Here is a 15,611-nt window from a genome sequence, read left to right as displayed (position 1 = left end):
CATCATCCGTTTAAAGTCTTGACAGGGCTACAATAGCGACAGAAACAACCGCCCCGATGATCGTGATCAGCTGCGCTCTGCCGGCGTTATTCGATGCGATCTTGCCTTTACCCGGCTCTACGTATATCACATCGTTTTGCCGCAGGTAGAAGTAAGGGGATTTCAGCATGGAAGAAGAATTCAGGTTAAAGCGCACCATTTTTTTTGTGGCGCCCCCCTCATCGCGTATGAGCATTACATTATCTCTTTTTCCGTAGATGGTCAGGTCGCCGGCAAGGCCGATGGCGTCCAGCACGGTGACCTTCTCATTGGGGAACGTATAGGTTGCGGGACGCGCTACTTCGCCCAGCACCGTCACCCGGAAGTTCGCATACCTCACCTGTACAGCGGGATTTACGAAATACTTTGCGGCCGCCTGTTTAACAATGCGGCAGGCGTCGTACGTGGTAAGACCAGCCAGGTGCAGCTCCCCCAGCAGGGGAATGTCCACATTCCCGTTTTTGTCCACCACAAAACCCGTGGTTTCCTGTGCTCCCGCCGGTGAGGCGGATCCGGTGGCGGGTGCAGCCGGAATATCATTGATCGCCGCGGCGGCCGTGGGATCGATTGTTTGAATGTGAATGGACAGGATATCATCCGGCCGGATGACCGGCGCATCAAACCGGGATGAAGCCAGCTCCGCGGCCGTATCCCGCAGATCGGAGAAATACACCGTTTTCCTGCTTACGGCACAGGAAGTGGTAAGATGGACGACCAGCCAGCATAACAGCGCCAGGCTGGTGAAATGGTAAGGGTTCCTTTGCATGGAGGGATTTGAATATTGCTGTATTAAAAATCGGGTTCTTACCCGCGCGTTAGCGGGTTTTGCGTCCGTATTCAGCTGAGGGCGGTAATTTCAGGCAAAGGGAAACCGGCGCTGCCAGTGCAGCGTTCAGAAAGTATTTCATAGAAAGGCAGTATTAATTTCTTTGGTAAGGAAATGATAACATACACCGGTACTACCAGTGCAGCATTAACGCAGTATTTCATAGAGGAGTAGGTGTTAATTTATTCGGTAAGGGCAAAGGTAGCAAAAAACCGGTACCAGTGTAGCGTTCAGGGAATATTTCATGCAGAGGTGATAGTTGCATTAAAAAAATTCCATATTTTTATTCAGTAGCCCGTTCCCAGTTCACCCTTTTATACCATCATCCTAGACACCTAATATTCCACGATATGAAAAAGATCACTACTTTATTGCTTTTATCCATCCTGCTGTGCCACCGGTTACCGGCCCAGCTCCGGTTGATCGACGACATGGAAGGTAACGGCCCCGCTTCGGGGATATGGATCTATAATGCCGGCGCAAACGCCACCGGCACTGTACTTTTCAATGAGCCGAACCCGGCACCCTCCGCCCTCAACCCAAGTTCTCATGTCGCTAAATTTATCAAGGACACGACCTGCTCTCCCTACATGGCCGCCGCATGCACGCTCAGTGCTCCGTTCGACCTGTCCGCCGGCAGCACTTTCAAAATGCTGGTGTACAGCAATGTGCAGGAAGAAGTGCTCTTCAAGCTACAGCCCGGCAGCGACTACACGCAGGCTGTGTACCAGACGTACCAGATACAGCAGGCCAATCAATGGGAAGAAGCCGTGTTCACTTTTCCCGGCGTGAGCCACCGAACGGACCTGGACCGCATCACCGTACAGTTCATCGACGGCCGGAAGGCAAACGGGATATTATATTTTGACCACATCCTCGCACCCGACCCCACCGGCATCAGGATGACCGGTATGAATATTCCAATGGGACAGGAAAACGGAAAAACGATCGAAGTAAAATTGTATGGCGATGTGTTTGCCGCAACGCTTGCCCCCGCCAACTGGACCACTTCCTCCCTGCCGCCCGGCGTGTCCGTCGGCAGCATATTACGGGTAAACGATACCACCGCCAGCATCGTGCTGAGCGGCAACTCACCGGCCAATTATTCCAGAACGGCTTTTACGCTGACGGTGGACGGAAATGAATTGCAGAACGCGCAGATCGCCGCCTATAAAGCCACCGGCAACGTGGTCTTCGATGGTAACCCGGACTGGACGATGATATATAACGATGAATTTGAAACGGACGGCCTGCCCGATGCTTCCAGATGGACGATCGATCCGCGGCCGAAAGGCTGGATCAACAGCGAAGAACAGGTATATACGGACGCTGCGCATGATAATGCCAGAGTAAGGGACGGCAATCTTGTATTGACCGGCAAAAAAGATTTCCCGACCGGCAATCCCAACGAGCCCTGGTCGTCCGCGCGGGTGATCTCGCAGGGTAAAATGGATTTCCTGTATGGCAAGGTGGAAATGAGAGCGAAGCTGCCAAAGGCGCGGGGCTCCTGGCCTGCCTTCTGGCTGATGCCCACCACCAGCAGCTACGGCAACTGGCCCAAAAGCGGCGAGATAGATATACTCGAACACGTCGGTAATACCTTCGGCAAAGCCATGTGCGCCGTGCATACAGAGAACAGGAACTGGACGAACGGCGGCAACCTCGGCGGAAACGAAATAATGCCCGACGTGGATACCGTATATCATGTGTATGGACTGGAATGGTCGCCGGACTCCCTGCGGTTCACGCACGACGGCAGGGCGTTCTATACTTACGTAAATCCGCAGACGGACTGGCGGGACTGGCCTTTCGACAAACCTTTTTTCATTATCCTGAATATCGCCATCGGTGGAGGAATGGGTGGAAATATCGTGGAAGCCGACTGGCCGGACAGCATGCTGGTGGACTATGTGCGCGTTTATCAAAAAGGATTGGGAACGCCTGTGCCGGATTCTGTTGAGATCATTCCATCTGAAATATCCGTACTGCCTAGCGCAACACAACAGTTCACCGCGAAAGTATGGGACCAGAACGGTCATGTGATGGACAGCATTACGCCCGTGTGGAGCATCACAGGCAGCGGCAACACCATCAGCGCCTCCGGCTTTGCCGTCATCAACAGCACAGGCGTTGTTACCGCCACCGCCACGCACGATACCATCACCTTATCCGGCTCCACCAACGTGCAGGTAAGGTCCACAAACTATAAACCGATACCGGCAAGAATAGAAGCCGAGGATTTCGATAACACCAATGCCTGCTGTTCTGAAAACACCGCCGATACCAGCGGCGGGCTGAACATGAGCCGCATCACCGGCCAGACCTGGTTTGAGTACGATATTGATGTGCCGGACAGCATGGCTTACCGCATCAGGTTCCGGGTAGCCGCCAATACGCTTTCGGGGCTTTCTGTCACAAGGGATTCCACTGCGCTCGCAAGCGTGCAGCTACCCGCCAGCGGCGGCTGGCAAACGTGGATAACCGTTGCGTCCGCACCTATTGTTTTTGGCCCGGGACAGCAAACGATCCGCGTGACATCCACTACTCCCGGCTGGAATTTCAACTGGCTGGAAATCGTTCCGGCATCCGCGTACGAAGCGGAAAGCGTGGTGATAAAACCGAACAGTGCCCAACTCTTTACCGGGCAGTCCCTGCAATTCACCGCATGGGGATATGACGCGGACAGCAACTACATGATGCTTTCGCCGGCGGAAGTATGGTCCGTTTCCGGCACAGGCAGCCAGATCAGTGCTACCGGCCTGTTGCAGGCGGATTCCGCGGGGCTGTACACCGTTACCGCCACGTCAGGTACACTTGCCGACACGGCCACTGTAACCGTCAACAACATGCCCGTGTTCTCCCGCCTCGAAATACTACCCGATTCGGTGGTAATACCGGTAGGCGCTTCACAGCAATTCTCGGTAAAAGGATATGATCAATACAACACAGAGGTGCCCGTAATGGATACAGTATTCTGGTCAGTCACCGGAAGCGGCAATAGCATTGACGCCAACGGCGTATTAACCGCCGGCAATACACCGGGCATATTTGCGGTGATCGCCCGGTCTGGCGCAGTCAGCGACACACTGGCGGTGGAACTGGGTTATACCTGCACCGTCAATCACCGCTATGAAGCGGAATCCGCCTCATCACGCGCCGCCGGCCCCTACCTGGAAACCACGGACGACGTGGACGGCAGCCAGCATTTTGCCGGCATCACGGCGGGAAAATGGTTCGCATACAGCAATCTGCAAGTACCCTCACCCGGCAAGTACAATATCCGGCTGCGCGTGTCCACCACCGCAGCAGCGAAAATAAAGATCGGCCACGGCACATTCACTTTCCGCATCGTAGACGTACCCAACACTAACGGTGAATGGCAAACGATTTCTGACACCCTTACGCTGCCCGCCCTTTCCTACACCGGCATACATGCCGTGTCCGGCAGCTTCCGGTTCAACTGGTTCGCCATCGATAACTGCGCGGAAGAACCGGAACCCCTCGCCCGTATTGAGCTGGCGCCTGACACGGTAACCCTCGGCACAGGAGACTGGCACCAGTTCGCCGTTACCGGCTATGACGCCGGCAACCAGCCCGTTTCCCTGCCGGCAGTAAGCTGGTCCGTCACCGGTTCCGGCAATACGGTGGACAGCACCGGACTGGTAACCGCCAACGCAGCGCCCGGTACATATCATGTAACAGCCAGCGCCGGCGGGTTTACCGATACCGCCACATTACATGTCTACGATTGCTCTGTGAACACGTTCTATGAGGCCGAAAGCTTCTCCGCCCGCCATTCCGGTCCCACACTGGAAAGCTGCACGGACATTGGCGGCGGACAAAACTTCACCGGCCTTGCCCCAGGGCATTACTTCGCTTACAACACGCTGAACGTACCAACCGCAGGGCTGTACAGGATCAGCTTCCGCGTATCCTCCACAGCGCCCGCGCAGATAAAGGTGGGGCATAGCAGCTTCAACTTCGGTATCAAGGATATTCCTTCCACCGGTGGCCAGTGGCAGACAATAACGGATACGATTACACTGCCCGCATTGAGCTATACCGGCATACACGTAGTGTCCGGCACGTTCAAGTTCAACTGGTTCATCATTGATAATTGCGGGACCAGCGCCGGAACGGAAGAACACCTGTTATCCTTGGCGCCGGGCAAACAGATCATGCAGGCATCAAAAACGATCGTCTATCCCAACCCCGCCAGCGGAAATATCCTGATCACGCCCGTCAGCAGCGATTGCAGGGTAATAAAGGTATACGACGTGAACGGTAAACTGATCACCGTATGGAACGTGGCGCGGGGAGAAAAAGATGTGAGCAGGAACATCAGCGCTTTCCCGAGCGGCATGTACTTCCTTTCACTGGAAGGAGCAGGCAAAAAGGAAACCTTGCGGCTGATCAAACAATAGCATTCAGGCGTGCCGGAGCAGATCAGCTCCGGCACTTTTTTTCCGCCCGCAAGCGAACGGCAGCTGTATTGAAACCGGACACATACAATGCAATTATATCTGTAAACCCCTACCGTCTAAATAAATCCATTTTGGCATCATATTCATCCCTCTCCGCCAAAACGATAAAATGAGAAAATACTTCCCGGTACTGCTCACATTTGCTATCCTTTTAATCCAGCGGCCCGCACAGGCTCAAAGCCTTCCCGATTCCATCGCCGTCAAACTGAATAAAGCGATCAGCGGTTTCAGCGATAAATGCAAGTCGCCCGCCCTTGCTGTTTGTGTGGTGCACGAAAACGATATCGTTTATCAATCATCTTTGGGATATATCGACATAGCGCATCAAACACCCGCAAGCATCGATGCAAAATTCCCGATCATGTCCGTCACCAAAACGTTTACCGCCACCATGCTGATGCAGCTGGCAGAGCGCGGCGCCGTAAAGCTGGACGATGACGTAAGAAAATACGTTCCCGAGTACAAAGTAAAATCGGATTTCCCCGGAACCGGTCCCACTACACTTTTCCAGCTGGTGACCCATTCCGCCGGCCTGCCGCGCAACACCCCGGCGGACGCTGATTTTTCTGTTTCGTATGACCGCTGGATGATCACCGGGGGAAAAGAAAAGTTGAAATGGTTCTCGACAGACGAAGCGCTGCTCCGGTCCCTGCAGTTCATCAAACTGGAATATCCACCCTACCATTATCTGCACCACAACGACCGGCACTATTCCAACCTCGGCTACAGCGTGCTGGGCATAGCGCTGGAAAGGGCTGCAAAAACGGACTTCTCCGCATATGTACGCAATAATATACTCAAGCCCCTCGGCATGACAAACTCCGGGTTCCTCACCGAACCGGCTGCCAGAAAACAGGTCGCCAAGGGCTACCGCTACAACCCGGTAACCGGCGCCACCGACACCGTTCCCTACTTTGAACCGTACTCCGCATTATATGCCGGCGGCATGTACGCCACCGCAAGAGATATGTGCCGTTTTATCTCCTTCCAGTTTAACGATCAGCCCCGCGTGCTTTCAGCCGAAAGCAAAGCCAGGATGATCTATTCAAGACTGGCATGGAAACCCGCTTACCCTTACACATTGCACGAAGGAGCAGTACCCGGCTATCGCAGCATAGTTGTGTTCAATCCGGACAGTAAAGTAGGCTGGGTGATCCTGACCAATGTTTCTGATGTGGATTTCAACCAGATCAACGGGCAGATTGCGGATATCGTCAACACCGTTTATGGCAAAAAGGAAGTGCCTGATATTACAAGCTATGTGGGCACTTACAAACTGCCCGGTGGATACGCGGAAATGAAAATATCCCTGCGGAACGATACGCTCTATTCTTCCTATTTGCAGGACCTGTTACCGGGCAAACCTATGATCCCGGACGGTGGGCTCCGCTTTAAGGTAGAAGGCGCGAACGGGCATTCCATACACTATGAATTTGTTGCCGATGATGATGGGAAGGTCAGAAGTCTTAAACAGGGGCAATTTGTCTGGTATAAAGAATAAAAAAGCCGGCTTCCAAAGAGGCCGGCCTTATAACTTCATCCACAAAACATCACTTCGCCTTCTTCGCCACCAGCTTCCCCAGTTCCTTGCCCGCTTTGGCATATGCCTCACCAATGCGCATACCGGTATCAAACTGGCCTTTGCCGCCTTTCACATCATCCATCCTGATCTTGCAAAGGGGCTTGGTCATATCGCTTGCATCAAAGATGGAAATATCCAGGTCAATGACAGCGGCGCCGGAAGAGATGCCCACGTTGTAGCCCGGCTCAATGAATTTGGTGTCCACCACCATCGTGTATTTGCCTTTTACATCTTCATCGCCGATCTTCATTTCCGCATACTTGCCGAACAGGAGGATGAACCTGGGCTCATAGCGCTTGGGCCTGTCGTCATACCAGCTTTTTTCCCATGCCGCGCCGCCGCCGGGTTCCTTGGCTTCCCGTTCCGTTTTTTTCTTTTTGATGTAATTGGCTTCTTTGCCTTCTTTGCCCACTTTGAGGTCTGTGTAAACAAAGGAAACGTTGATTTCGTCAACGCCTTTCAGGAATGCGAGGTTACCTTTGGTAATGTCTTGTGCCTTTACCTGGCCGCAGAGCAGCATGGCGCCTGCCAGCGCAGAAAGTGTAAGTAATTTCTTCATAGCGTAAGAGATAAGATTCCGGCAAATATATGTCAAATATTGCTCACCCCTTATACGTATCTTGTGTAAATGGAGCAGATCAGGATCATCAACGGACAGATCATCACGCCTTTCCGCATTATCCCGGAAGGCAGCCTGCTGATACGGGACGGGGTGATCGCGGCTATCAGCGAAGGAAATATGGAAGCGCCGGAGGCGCGGGTGATCGATGCAAAGGGGTGTTACGTATCGCCGGGATTTATTGACATCCATATTCACGGTGGCGGCGGACATGATTTCATGGACGGCACGGAGGCGGCTTTTCTTGGCATTGCCGCGCTGCATGCGCGTTACGGCACAACAGCGATGGTGCCTACAACGCTCACGGCGGAAAAGGAAGACCTGCTGCGCACACTCGATGTATTTGAGCGGGTGCATAAAAGCGGCCATCCCGGCGCCGAACTGCTCGGCATACACCTGGAAGGGCCTTACTTTGCCATGAACCAGCGCGGCGCGCAGGACCCGCGTTATATCCGGAACCCCGACCCCGAGGAGTACCGCGCCATCCTGGATTACAGCCCGCATATCGTGCGGTGGAGCGCCGCCCCCGAACTGCCCGGCGCCCTGGAACTCGGCCAGCACCTCCGCTCCCGCAACATCCTCCCCGCCATCGCCCACACAGATGCCGTATATGAAGATGTAGCCAAAGCCGTGGAATGCGGCTACACGCTGGCCACACATTTCTACTCCTGCATGTCCGGCGTCATGCGGAAAGACCTGGTACGCTATGCCGGCGTCATCGAAAGCGTATACCTGATCGACGAAATCGATGCGGAGGTCATCGCGGACGGCGTTCACCTGCCGCCCGCCCTGCTGAAGCTCATTTACAAGATCAAGGGGCCGGACCGCATCGCGCTGATCACCGACGCCATGCGCGCCGCCGGCATGCCGCCCGGCAAAAGTGTACTCGGCCCCCTCAACGGCGGGCTGGACGTGATCGTGGAAGACGGCGTGGCGAAGCTGCCGGACCGCAGCTCCTTCGCAGGCAGCGTGGCTACGGCAGACCGGCTGGTGCGGAATATGATCCGGATGGCGGACGTGCCGCTCCCCGACGCCGTCAGGATGATGAGCCTCACCCCCGCAAGGATCATGAAAGTAGACGACCGCAAAGGCTCCCTCACACCGGGAAAAGATGCCGATATCGTTATCATGGACGCCGGCGTCAACGTGAAGCTGACCATGGTAAAAGGCAGGATCGTCTATCAGGACGGCAACCAATAAAAGAAGCCGTCCCTGCGAACGGCTTCTATTTCATTGTGGGCTGAACCGGAAGGATGAAGGGCCTCCCACGTCCTCCGTCCATTGTTGCCGCAGCCCGGCGGCAAACTCCTGCCAATCTCCGCAAAATCAATTTCAACTGTCGCCGGCGACATCAATTGCGCTGATATTTCACCTTTGGCAAGTTCGACAGCACGCCGCCGGGAAATATTATTCAGCGCAGTATTTTTAAGTTCCTGATGCTAATTTGGAGATAGTAATGAGGCGGTATTTCATAACGCCATGGGGTAATACGGGGCAAAAATAAGTGTCCCGGGCAAAGAAAAGTAGCACGATCATCCCTGAAAACAGCACAATTCTCCTATTTTTTGCCGGATATCCGTAATTTTATCCCGTCGAGCGCCTACTATGAAAAAATACCCGATCCAGACCATTAATCTGAGCGATATTTCCAAAGTGGATTCACTGGTGGAACATCGCCGCGTCTTCAACCTGCAACATTGCGAGCTGAACATTTTCGAAACCTGGCGGAAATGCGAGAACGTAGCCCTGTCGTACGACGGGCTCGTGATCACCAGCATGATGCGGGGCAAAAAAGTGATGTACCTCTCCGGGGAACCCGGCTTTGATTTTCTGCCGGGGGAAACCGTGATATTGCCGGAAGGCGTTTCCATGAAAGTGGATTTCCCCGAAGCGGATGAGCAGCACCCCGTGCAGTGCGCCACGCTGGCGCTGGATTGGGACATGGTGAACAAAACGATGGATTTCCTCAACCAGAACTACCCCAAGGAAATTCCCTGGGAACTCAACTTTTCCTATTTCCATTTTTTCAATAACCAGGAGCTGGCCAACAGCCTGAACAAGCTCATCAGCGTGAGCATGGAAGAAGAAGGTATCCGGGACGCGCTGACCGACCTCACTATTAAAACCCTGCTGGTGCGCGTCGTACAGACGCAACAGTTATCCATCCTGGAGAACAATCCCGTCAAAGCTCACCGCTTTGCGCCCGTGGTGCAATACATCCGCGAAAACCTGTCCAGCTCCATCAGCATAGAAAGCCTCTGTAAAACGGCCTGCATGAGCAAGTCCGTTTTCTTCCGCCTCTTCCGGGAAACATTCGGCATTTCGCCGGTGGAATATATCACGCGGGAACGCATCAGGCTCGCCAAGCAATTGCTCGCCGATCCTTCACTGAGCATCACAGAAGCCAGCTACCGCGCGGGTTTCAACAATCTCAATTATTTCACGCGGCAATTCAGGCGGCTGGAAGGCGTACCGCCCCGGGTATTCCGTCAGCATTAAAAAAAAACAATAACTTTATAGGAACCAGTTAAATTCGCTATGGAAGCATTTCCCCATATCCGGATCGTCCTCGGGATGATCCTCAGCCTTAGTCTTGCCACCCTGTTGAAAGCCGCTGTAAAATTCATTCAGCATCCCCATCGCACAAAGCCTTACTGGATACATATGCTCTATGCCTTTTTCATTTTCCTGGAGCTTTTGCTGTTCTGGTGGTGGGAACGGAAACTGTCGGGCATCCTGCACTGGACGTTCCCCGCGTATTTCTTTACGGTCTGTTACATCATGACCTTCTACGGCCTGGCTTCCCTCCTCTTCCCGGACGATATCAAGGATTATGAAGGTTATGAAGACTTCTTCTATTCCCGGCGCAAATGGTTCTTCGGCCTGCTGGCCATCACCAACGTATTTGACGTGGCCGACACACTGCTCAAGGGCGTGCAGCATTTCCTGTCGTTGAATTACCCGTATTACCTTACCACCAGCGCAATAGACATCGTGCTGTGCATCGTTGCCATGAAAAGCACGAACCGGAAGTTCCACGCCTTCCTGGTCACCTGGTTCATCCTGTTCAAGCTGATCGATATCGGGCGGATCTATTTTTACTGGTGAACGCCGTTCACGCTGACCTTGATCACCACTTTTTTAACGCGCTCCTGCTTTTCCGCGCGGAGGTTGGGCATGTGTAGGTCTGAAGGAAAGAAGATCGCGAACATATCTTCCTCAAAACGGGAAAAGAAAGAAGGTTTTTCGCCGAACAGCATGTAGTCCGCTTCCTCATCGTAGGCTTTGGACGGCACCTGCTGCTGCAAGAACGCATGCCCGATCTGTTCCTTTCCTTTTACGATATATTGTACGTCGATGTATTTTTTGTGGGATTCCATCTGCTCACCGGAAGGATCTACCGTATCATATTCGTTCACGATGGCAAAAATATCTGTGCCATCGATCTCGTATTTCCCTTTCTCCAGTGTGGTAAAATCAGTCTGGCGGAGATAGTCAAAAGCTTTGATGAATTTCGGGCCGAGGCTGTGGTAGCGATGCGCGTTCTGCAATGTATCGATGATCATAACTGAATTTAACGACAAGATAATGAGAAAATCGAATTAGCCCGAAAATCTGTCGTATTTTCACAAACGTTATGTAACCCGTGTACCCGAAACCCGCATATTCCACAACCCTCAATTATACAGTATGAAAAGAACAACCCTTTTATGTCTTGCAGCCATTGCATTTTTCGGCTGCCGCAAAGACGCGCAGGAAAGCGCTCCCCTGTTAACGAACGAATTGCAGTCCGCCAGCCCCCAGGCATTGACCGCGGCGCTGAACAGCTGGATGACGGACCTGCCGGACAACACCAGCCTCGCGCAGATTTCCATTCCCGGTACACATGACGCCGGCGCGCGCTTTGAGCCGGTGTCCGGCACGGCCAAGTGCCAGGACCTCACCATCGCGCAGCAGCTGGATGCCGGCATCCGCTTCCTGGACGTGCGCTGCCGCCACATCGACGATGCGTTCGCCATCCATCACGGCGCCATTTACCAGAACCTCAACTTCCAGGATGTGCTGAATGCCTGCACATCTTTCCTGAACAATCATCCGGGCGAAACCATCATCATGTGCGTGAAGGAAGAGCACACGCCATCCAACAACACGCGCAGCTTTGAGCAGACGTTCGACAGCTATGTAACCCAAGACCCCGGCCGCTGGCATCTCTCCGCTTCCGTGCCCAACCTCGGCACCGTGAGGGGGAAGATCGTACTGTTGCGGAGGTTCGGCGCGTCCTCAACGCCCAAAGGCATCAATGCCACCAACTGGGCGGACAATACCACATTCAGCATCAACACCCCGGATGCGAACCTCCGGGTGCAGGACCAGTACGTGGTGCCGGACAATGACGACAAATGGGACGGCATCACCAGCCTCTTCACGGAAGCAGCCGGCAGCACCAACAACACACTGTACATCAATTTCACCAGCGGCTACCGCTCACTCATCTTCGGTATTCCCAGCATCACCTCCGTTTCCAATAACATCAACCCGCGCATCAACACCTATTTTACAAGCAATACTTCGGGGCATTACGGCATCATCCCGATGGACTTTGCCAATTCAACGAGAGCGCAGCTGATCGTGGATACGAACTTTTAAATACGAAACGGGGCTGACCTGTATGTGGTCAGCCCCATTTTATCCAGATATCTTATTTGAACTCCAGCCAGTCCAGCGTAAACAAATGCTGATCCGGCTGCTCGTCTTTCCGGAACACAAAGTAAAGATCATGCTTGCCGCCGGGATCTTTCACCGGTACGGTTACTTCTTTCCAGTTGTTCCAGTCCCCGGTAGCTTTGAACGCGAATGTACTGATCACCGGGCCGTCTTTTTTGTCCACATGCACTTCCAGCACCGCGTCCCTGTTCAGGGAGGAATAGCGGTAGGTGATGGTGCGGATGCCTTTCAGGTCTATCTGCCGGAACAGGACGAACGATTTGTTATGAATGGAGCCGAGGTGTTCGGAAGTACGGCCGATGTTCCGCACAGAATCCGCATCCTCCGCCTGCACACGCGGCGCGCGCAACACCAGCAGGTCGCTGCCGGTAAGCGGAACGGTGCTGCCGCCGCCGTCCGTATACGTAGCGGACAACACATAGCGCCCGTCCGCGCCTTTGGACAAATGGTCCTTCAGCGCAACGCTTCCCTCCTGCGGCAGGCTTGCCGCGGCTTGCTGATCGCCGGTGGAAAGAATATACTTCGCGATCTCCGCCGCATCTTCTTTCGACATCTGGGGATGGGCGCTCATGGAATGCTCGCCCCATACGCCGCCACCGCCTTTGATGATCTTGTCGGACAAATAGCTGATGGCGTTCCTGTCATTTTTATACCGCTTCGCCACTTCCACGAAAGCCGGGCCCACGGAAGGTTTATCCAGCTGATGACAAGCCTTGCAATCGCTCGCTTCCATCATCAGCTTGCCGGCGCTTTGCGGTACGGCGGTGATCTGCTGATGTCCCATCTGCGGTTGCCCTTTTACCTGCGGCACATAATGTAGCGCGATCATCAGGCGGTCCTTGCTGATCTCTCCGTCTTCCTTGTCTGTTACCGACACGCTGTACGCCAGCGGGGCGTTGCCGAAGAAGAAGGTGCTGTTGCCGGAGGTTTGAACCTTCACTTGTGGCAATGTGTTTCCAACATTGATGGTGATGGTATCCTGACTGGAAGCGCCCGCGGGGTCTGTTACCTTCAGCACTACCTTGTGCAGGCCGTTGCTGGTGAAGGTATGCACCGGGTTGGCTTCTTCAGATCCTACTTTACTTCCTTCAAAATACCATTCGTATTGCAGCTGGTCGTCTTCATCAAAATCAAAGCTGGCGCTGCTGAAATTCACTTTCAGCGGGGCGGTGCCCACGGTATCGTTGGTAGTGATCTTCGCGACGGGTGCGCGGTTGCCGCCGTTGTAGGTGATGCGCACCAGCCGGGCATCATCATTGTCCACACCATACACGGAGCCGTATTCCAGCATGTAGATGTCGCCATCCGGGCCCATCGCCATGTCTATCGGGCGTTTGAAATCCCCGTTGGTGGACATGAAAGGCTCCATGCGTTTGTAGTTGTATTGTTCATCCAGCCGCACGGCGAATACCCAGTTACGCATCCAGTCGTAGATGAACAGTGCTTTATCGTAATACTCCGGCAGCTTCGTTTCCGACTTCAGCGAAGCATCGAAATGATACACAGGCCCCGCCATGGCGGAGCGGCCGCCGGCGCCCACTTCCGGGAACTCGGGGGCCTGGCCGTAGGGGTACCAGATCATCGCCTTTTGCGCCGGAGGCAGGGCCTTCAGGCCGGTGTTGTGGGGCGAGGGATTTTGCAGCGCATCGGGGTTGAACAGCGGCCCGAGCTTTTTGGTGGCAAAATCATATTCATGGTAAGGCTTGTTGTCGCCCACCAGGTATGGCCAGCCATAGTTGCCCGGTTTGCGCGCCTGGTTGATCTCGTCATACCCGCGGGGGCCCTGCTCGCCATCTTCACCTGCATCCGGCCCTATCTCGCCCCAGTAAAGGATGCCTGTTGCCTGGTCCACCGAAATGCGGTAGGGATTGCGGCAGCCCATCGTATAGATCTCCGGCCTTGTGCCCGCGGTGCCTTTGGGAAAGAGATTGCCTTCCGGTATGGTATAGCTGCCGTCTTCTTCCGGATGGATGCGCAGCACCTTGCCGCGCAGGTCGTTCGTATTGCCCGCGGAACGCTGCGCATCAAAGGTGATGCGGCCCGGGATAGTATCTATCGGCGCATAACCATTAGACGCAAAAGGCACCGTATTATCGCCGGTGGAAATAAAGAGGTTGCCATGCTGGTCCCATTCCAGCGAGCCGCCGGTGTGCGCGCTCACTTCCAGCTCGATCGGTATTTTAAGCAATACCTTTTCAGAAGAAAGGTCCAGCGAATCTTTGCCGGCCATGCTGAAACGTGAGACATACTGCTCCGCCGGCTGTTTGGCGGGCGTATAATAGAAGTAGATATAATTGTTCTTTGCGAAGTTGGGGTCGATGGTAAGCCCTAACAGTCCGTTCCCGAATCCTTCCTTCGTATCCGGCATCACCGGGAACGTATATACGACTTTCGTCTGGCCGGTTTTGACATCATACCGGAAGAACTTGCCGCTACGTTCAATGAAATAGGCGCTGCCGTCCGGCGCTACGGCCAGTTCCATCGGCTCATTCAGGTCGTTGGAAAGGATCGTTTTTGTAAAGCGGTTGTCTTCCGGCGTTTTCACGGCGTAGGCTTTGGAATAGTCCAGCGGCTGGCCATTGCCCATAGCGTATTGGATGCCGCCGAGAATATGTTGCAGGAACAGCGGCTCCGCATAGCTTTCGTCCGTGTGACCACCGCCGGTATAGAAGGCCCTGCCGCCGTCGTAGTCGTGATACCATGCGATCGGGTGATCGTTGCCGTTCTCACCGCCGTCGTAGGTATTTTCATCCAGCCGCGCGAGCACCCTGATGCCCGCGTGGATGTTGCGGTAGTTATACCATTCGTCCGTACGCTCCCATTTTTCCGGCAGCCCTTTCATGGCGATGAATGACGTGTCTGTTACGATAACGGTAGCTTTGCGCACATTCGGGTCCTGCGGGTGGCTTTTGAAATAAGCGCCTACCAGCTTGTTGTACCAGGGCCAGCCATATTCCGTGTCCGCCGCGGCATGTATGCCCACAAAGCCGCCACCCGCCTGGATGTACCGTTCAAAGGCCACCTGCTGGTCGCCGTTGAGCACATTGCCGGTAGTGCTCAGGAACACCACCACGCGGTATTTCTTCAGTTTGCTTTCGGTAAATACGGAGGCGTCAGCCGTGGTATCCACCCTGAAGCCATGATCTTTGCCGAGCTGGATGAGTGCCTTTGCGCCGGAGGGGATCGAGGTATGGTGCCAGCCTTTCGTTTTCATGAAAACGAGAATGCGCGGCGTGCTGTCTGAGCATGCCTGCAAGAGTAAAACCGACAGGAGCGCCAGTAATACAGGAAACTTCGTGCGTCTGAACATATTTGTCCACTGTTAATTTGATGAAG

10 protein-coding genes are annotated in these 15,611 nt (G+C 54.1%); 6 read left to right on the top strand and 4 right to left on the bottom strand.

Features of this window, described 5'->3' with window-relative positions; genetic code table 11:
• Positions 1 to 10: 10 nt before the first annotated feature.
• Positions 11 to 805 carry a polysaccharide biosynthesis/export family protein gene (locus tag CCY01nite_RS18770; RefSeq protein ID WP_146865009.1) on the bottom strand — a complete coding sequence of 265 codons (795 nt, stop codon included), beginning with the start codon at positions 803 to 805 and terminating at the stop codon, positions 11 to 13.
• A 410-nt stretch (positions 806 to 1,215) separates the two neighbouring features.
• Here CCY01nite_RS18770 and CCY01nite_RS18765 point away from each other — a divergent pair, with 410 nt between their 5' ends.
• Both CCY01nite_RS18765 and CCY01nite_RS18760 read left to right on the top strand, forming a co-directional pair.
• Positions 1,216 to 5,289, top strand: a complete 4,074-nt coding sequence (locus CCY01nite_RS18765) for a carbohydrate-binding protein (RefSeq protein WP_146865007.1) — start codon at positions 1,216 to 1,218, stop codon at positions 5,287 to 5,289.
• Positions 5,290 to 5,458: 169 nt separating this feature from the next.
• Positions 5,459 to 6,850, top strand: a complete 1,392-nt coding sequence (locus CCY01nite_RS18760; protein WP_146865005.1) for a serine hydrolase domain-containing protein — start codon at positions 5,459 to 5,461, stop codon at positions 6,848 to 6,850.
• Between the two features lie 49 nt (positions 6,851 to 6,899).
• Here CCY01nite_RS18760 and CCY01nite_RS18755 read toward each other — a convergent pair whose 3' ends face one another.
• Positions 6,900 to 7,490: a hypothetical protein gene (locus tag CCY01nite_RS18755; RefSeq protein WP_146865003.1), complete on the bottom strand. Its 591-nt coding sequence runs from the start codon at positions 7,488 to 7,490 to the stop codon at positions 6,900 to 6,902.
• Positions 7,491 to 7,559: 69 nt separating this feature from the next.
• On the opposite strand from CCY01nite_RS18755, the gene nagA reads away from it, so the two are divergent.
• From nagA to CCY01nite_RS18740, 3 genes are all read left to right on the top strand, one after another.
• Positions 7,560 to 8,750 carry an N-acetylglucosamine-6-phosphate deacetylase gene (gene nagA, locus CCY01nite_RS18750; RefSeq protein WP_146865001.1) on the top strand — a complete coding sequence of 397 codons (1,191 nt, stop codon included), beginning with the start codon at positions 7,560 to 7,562 and terminating at the stop codon, positions 8,748 to 8,750.
• 405 nt (positions 8,751 to 9,155) lie between these two features.
• Entirely contained in the window at positions 9,156 to 10,049 is an 894-nt protein-coding gene (locus CCY01nite_RS18745) for a helix-turn-helix domain-containing protein (protein WP_146864999.1), read from the top strand.
• A gap of 39 nt (positions 10,050 to 10,088) precedes the next feature.
• On the top strand, positions 10,089 to 10,658 hold the full coding sequence (locus CCY01nite_RS18740) for a hypothetical protein (protein WP_146864997.1): 570 nt from the start codon (positions 10,089 to 10,091) through the stop codon (positions 10,656 to 10,658).
• Here CCY01nite_RS18740 and CCY01nite_RS18735 read toward each other — a convergent pair.
• Positions 10,649 to 11,116, bottom strand: a complete 468-nt coding sequence (locus CCY01nite_RS18735) for a NanQ anomerase/TabA/YiaL family protein (protein ID WP_146864995.1) — start codon at positions 11,114 to 11,116, stop codon at positions 10,649 to 10,651. The two genes, CCY01nite_RS18740 and CCY01nite_RS18735, sit on opposite strands and share 10 nt — an antisense overlap.
• A gap of 124 nt (positions 11,117 to 11,240) precedes the next feature.
• Between CCY01nite_RS18735 and CCY01nite_RS18730 the strand changes: the two genes are divergently transcribed.
• Entirely contained in the window at positions 11,241 to 12,197 is a 957-nt protein-coding gene (locus tag CCY01nite_RS18730) for a phosphatidylinositol-specific phospholipase C (RefSeq protein ID WP_146864993.1), read from the top strand.
• 52 nt (positions 12,198 to 12,249) lie between these two features.
• On the opposite strand, the gene CCY01nite_RS18725 is transcribed toward CCY01nite_RS18730, so the two are convergent.
• Positions 12,250 to 15,585 (bottom strand): ThuA domain-containing protein, encoded by a 3,336-nt coding sequence (locus tag CCY01nite_RS18725; protein ID WP_146864991.1) that lies wholly within the window; start codon positions 15,583 to 15,585, stop codon positions 12,250 to 12,252.
• Positions 15,586 to 15,611: the final 26 nt, after the last annotated feature.

Source organism: Chitinophaga cymbidii (assembly GCF_007992715.1).
In the GTDB taxonomy this organism is placed as follows: domain Bacteria; phylum Bacteroidota; class Bacteroidia; order Chitinophagales; family Chitinophagaceae; genus Chitinophaga; species Chitinophaga cymbidii.
Note: the sequence above shows the minus strand (reverse complement) of the source record. Positions and strands in the feature narration are given on the sequence as shown.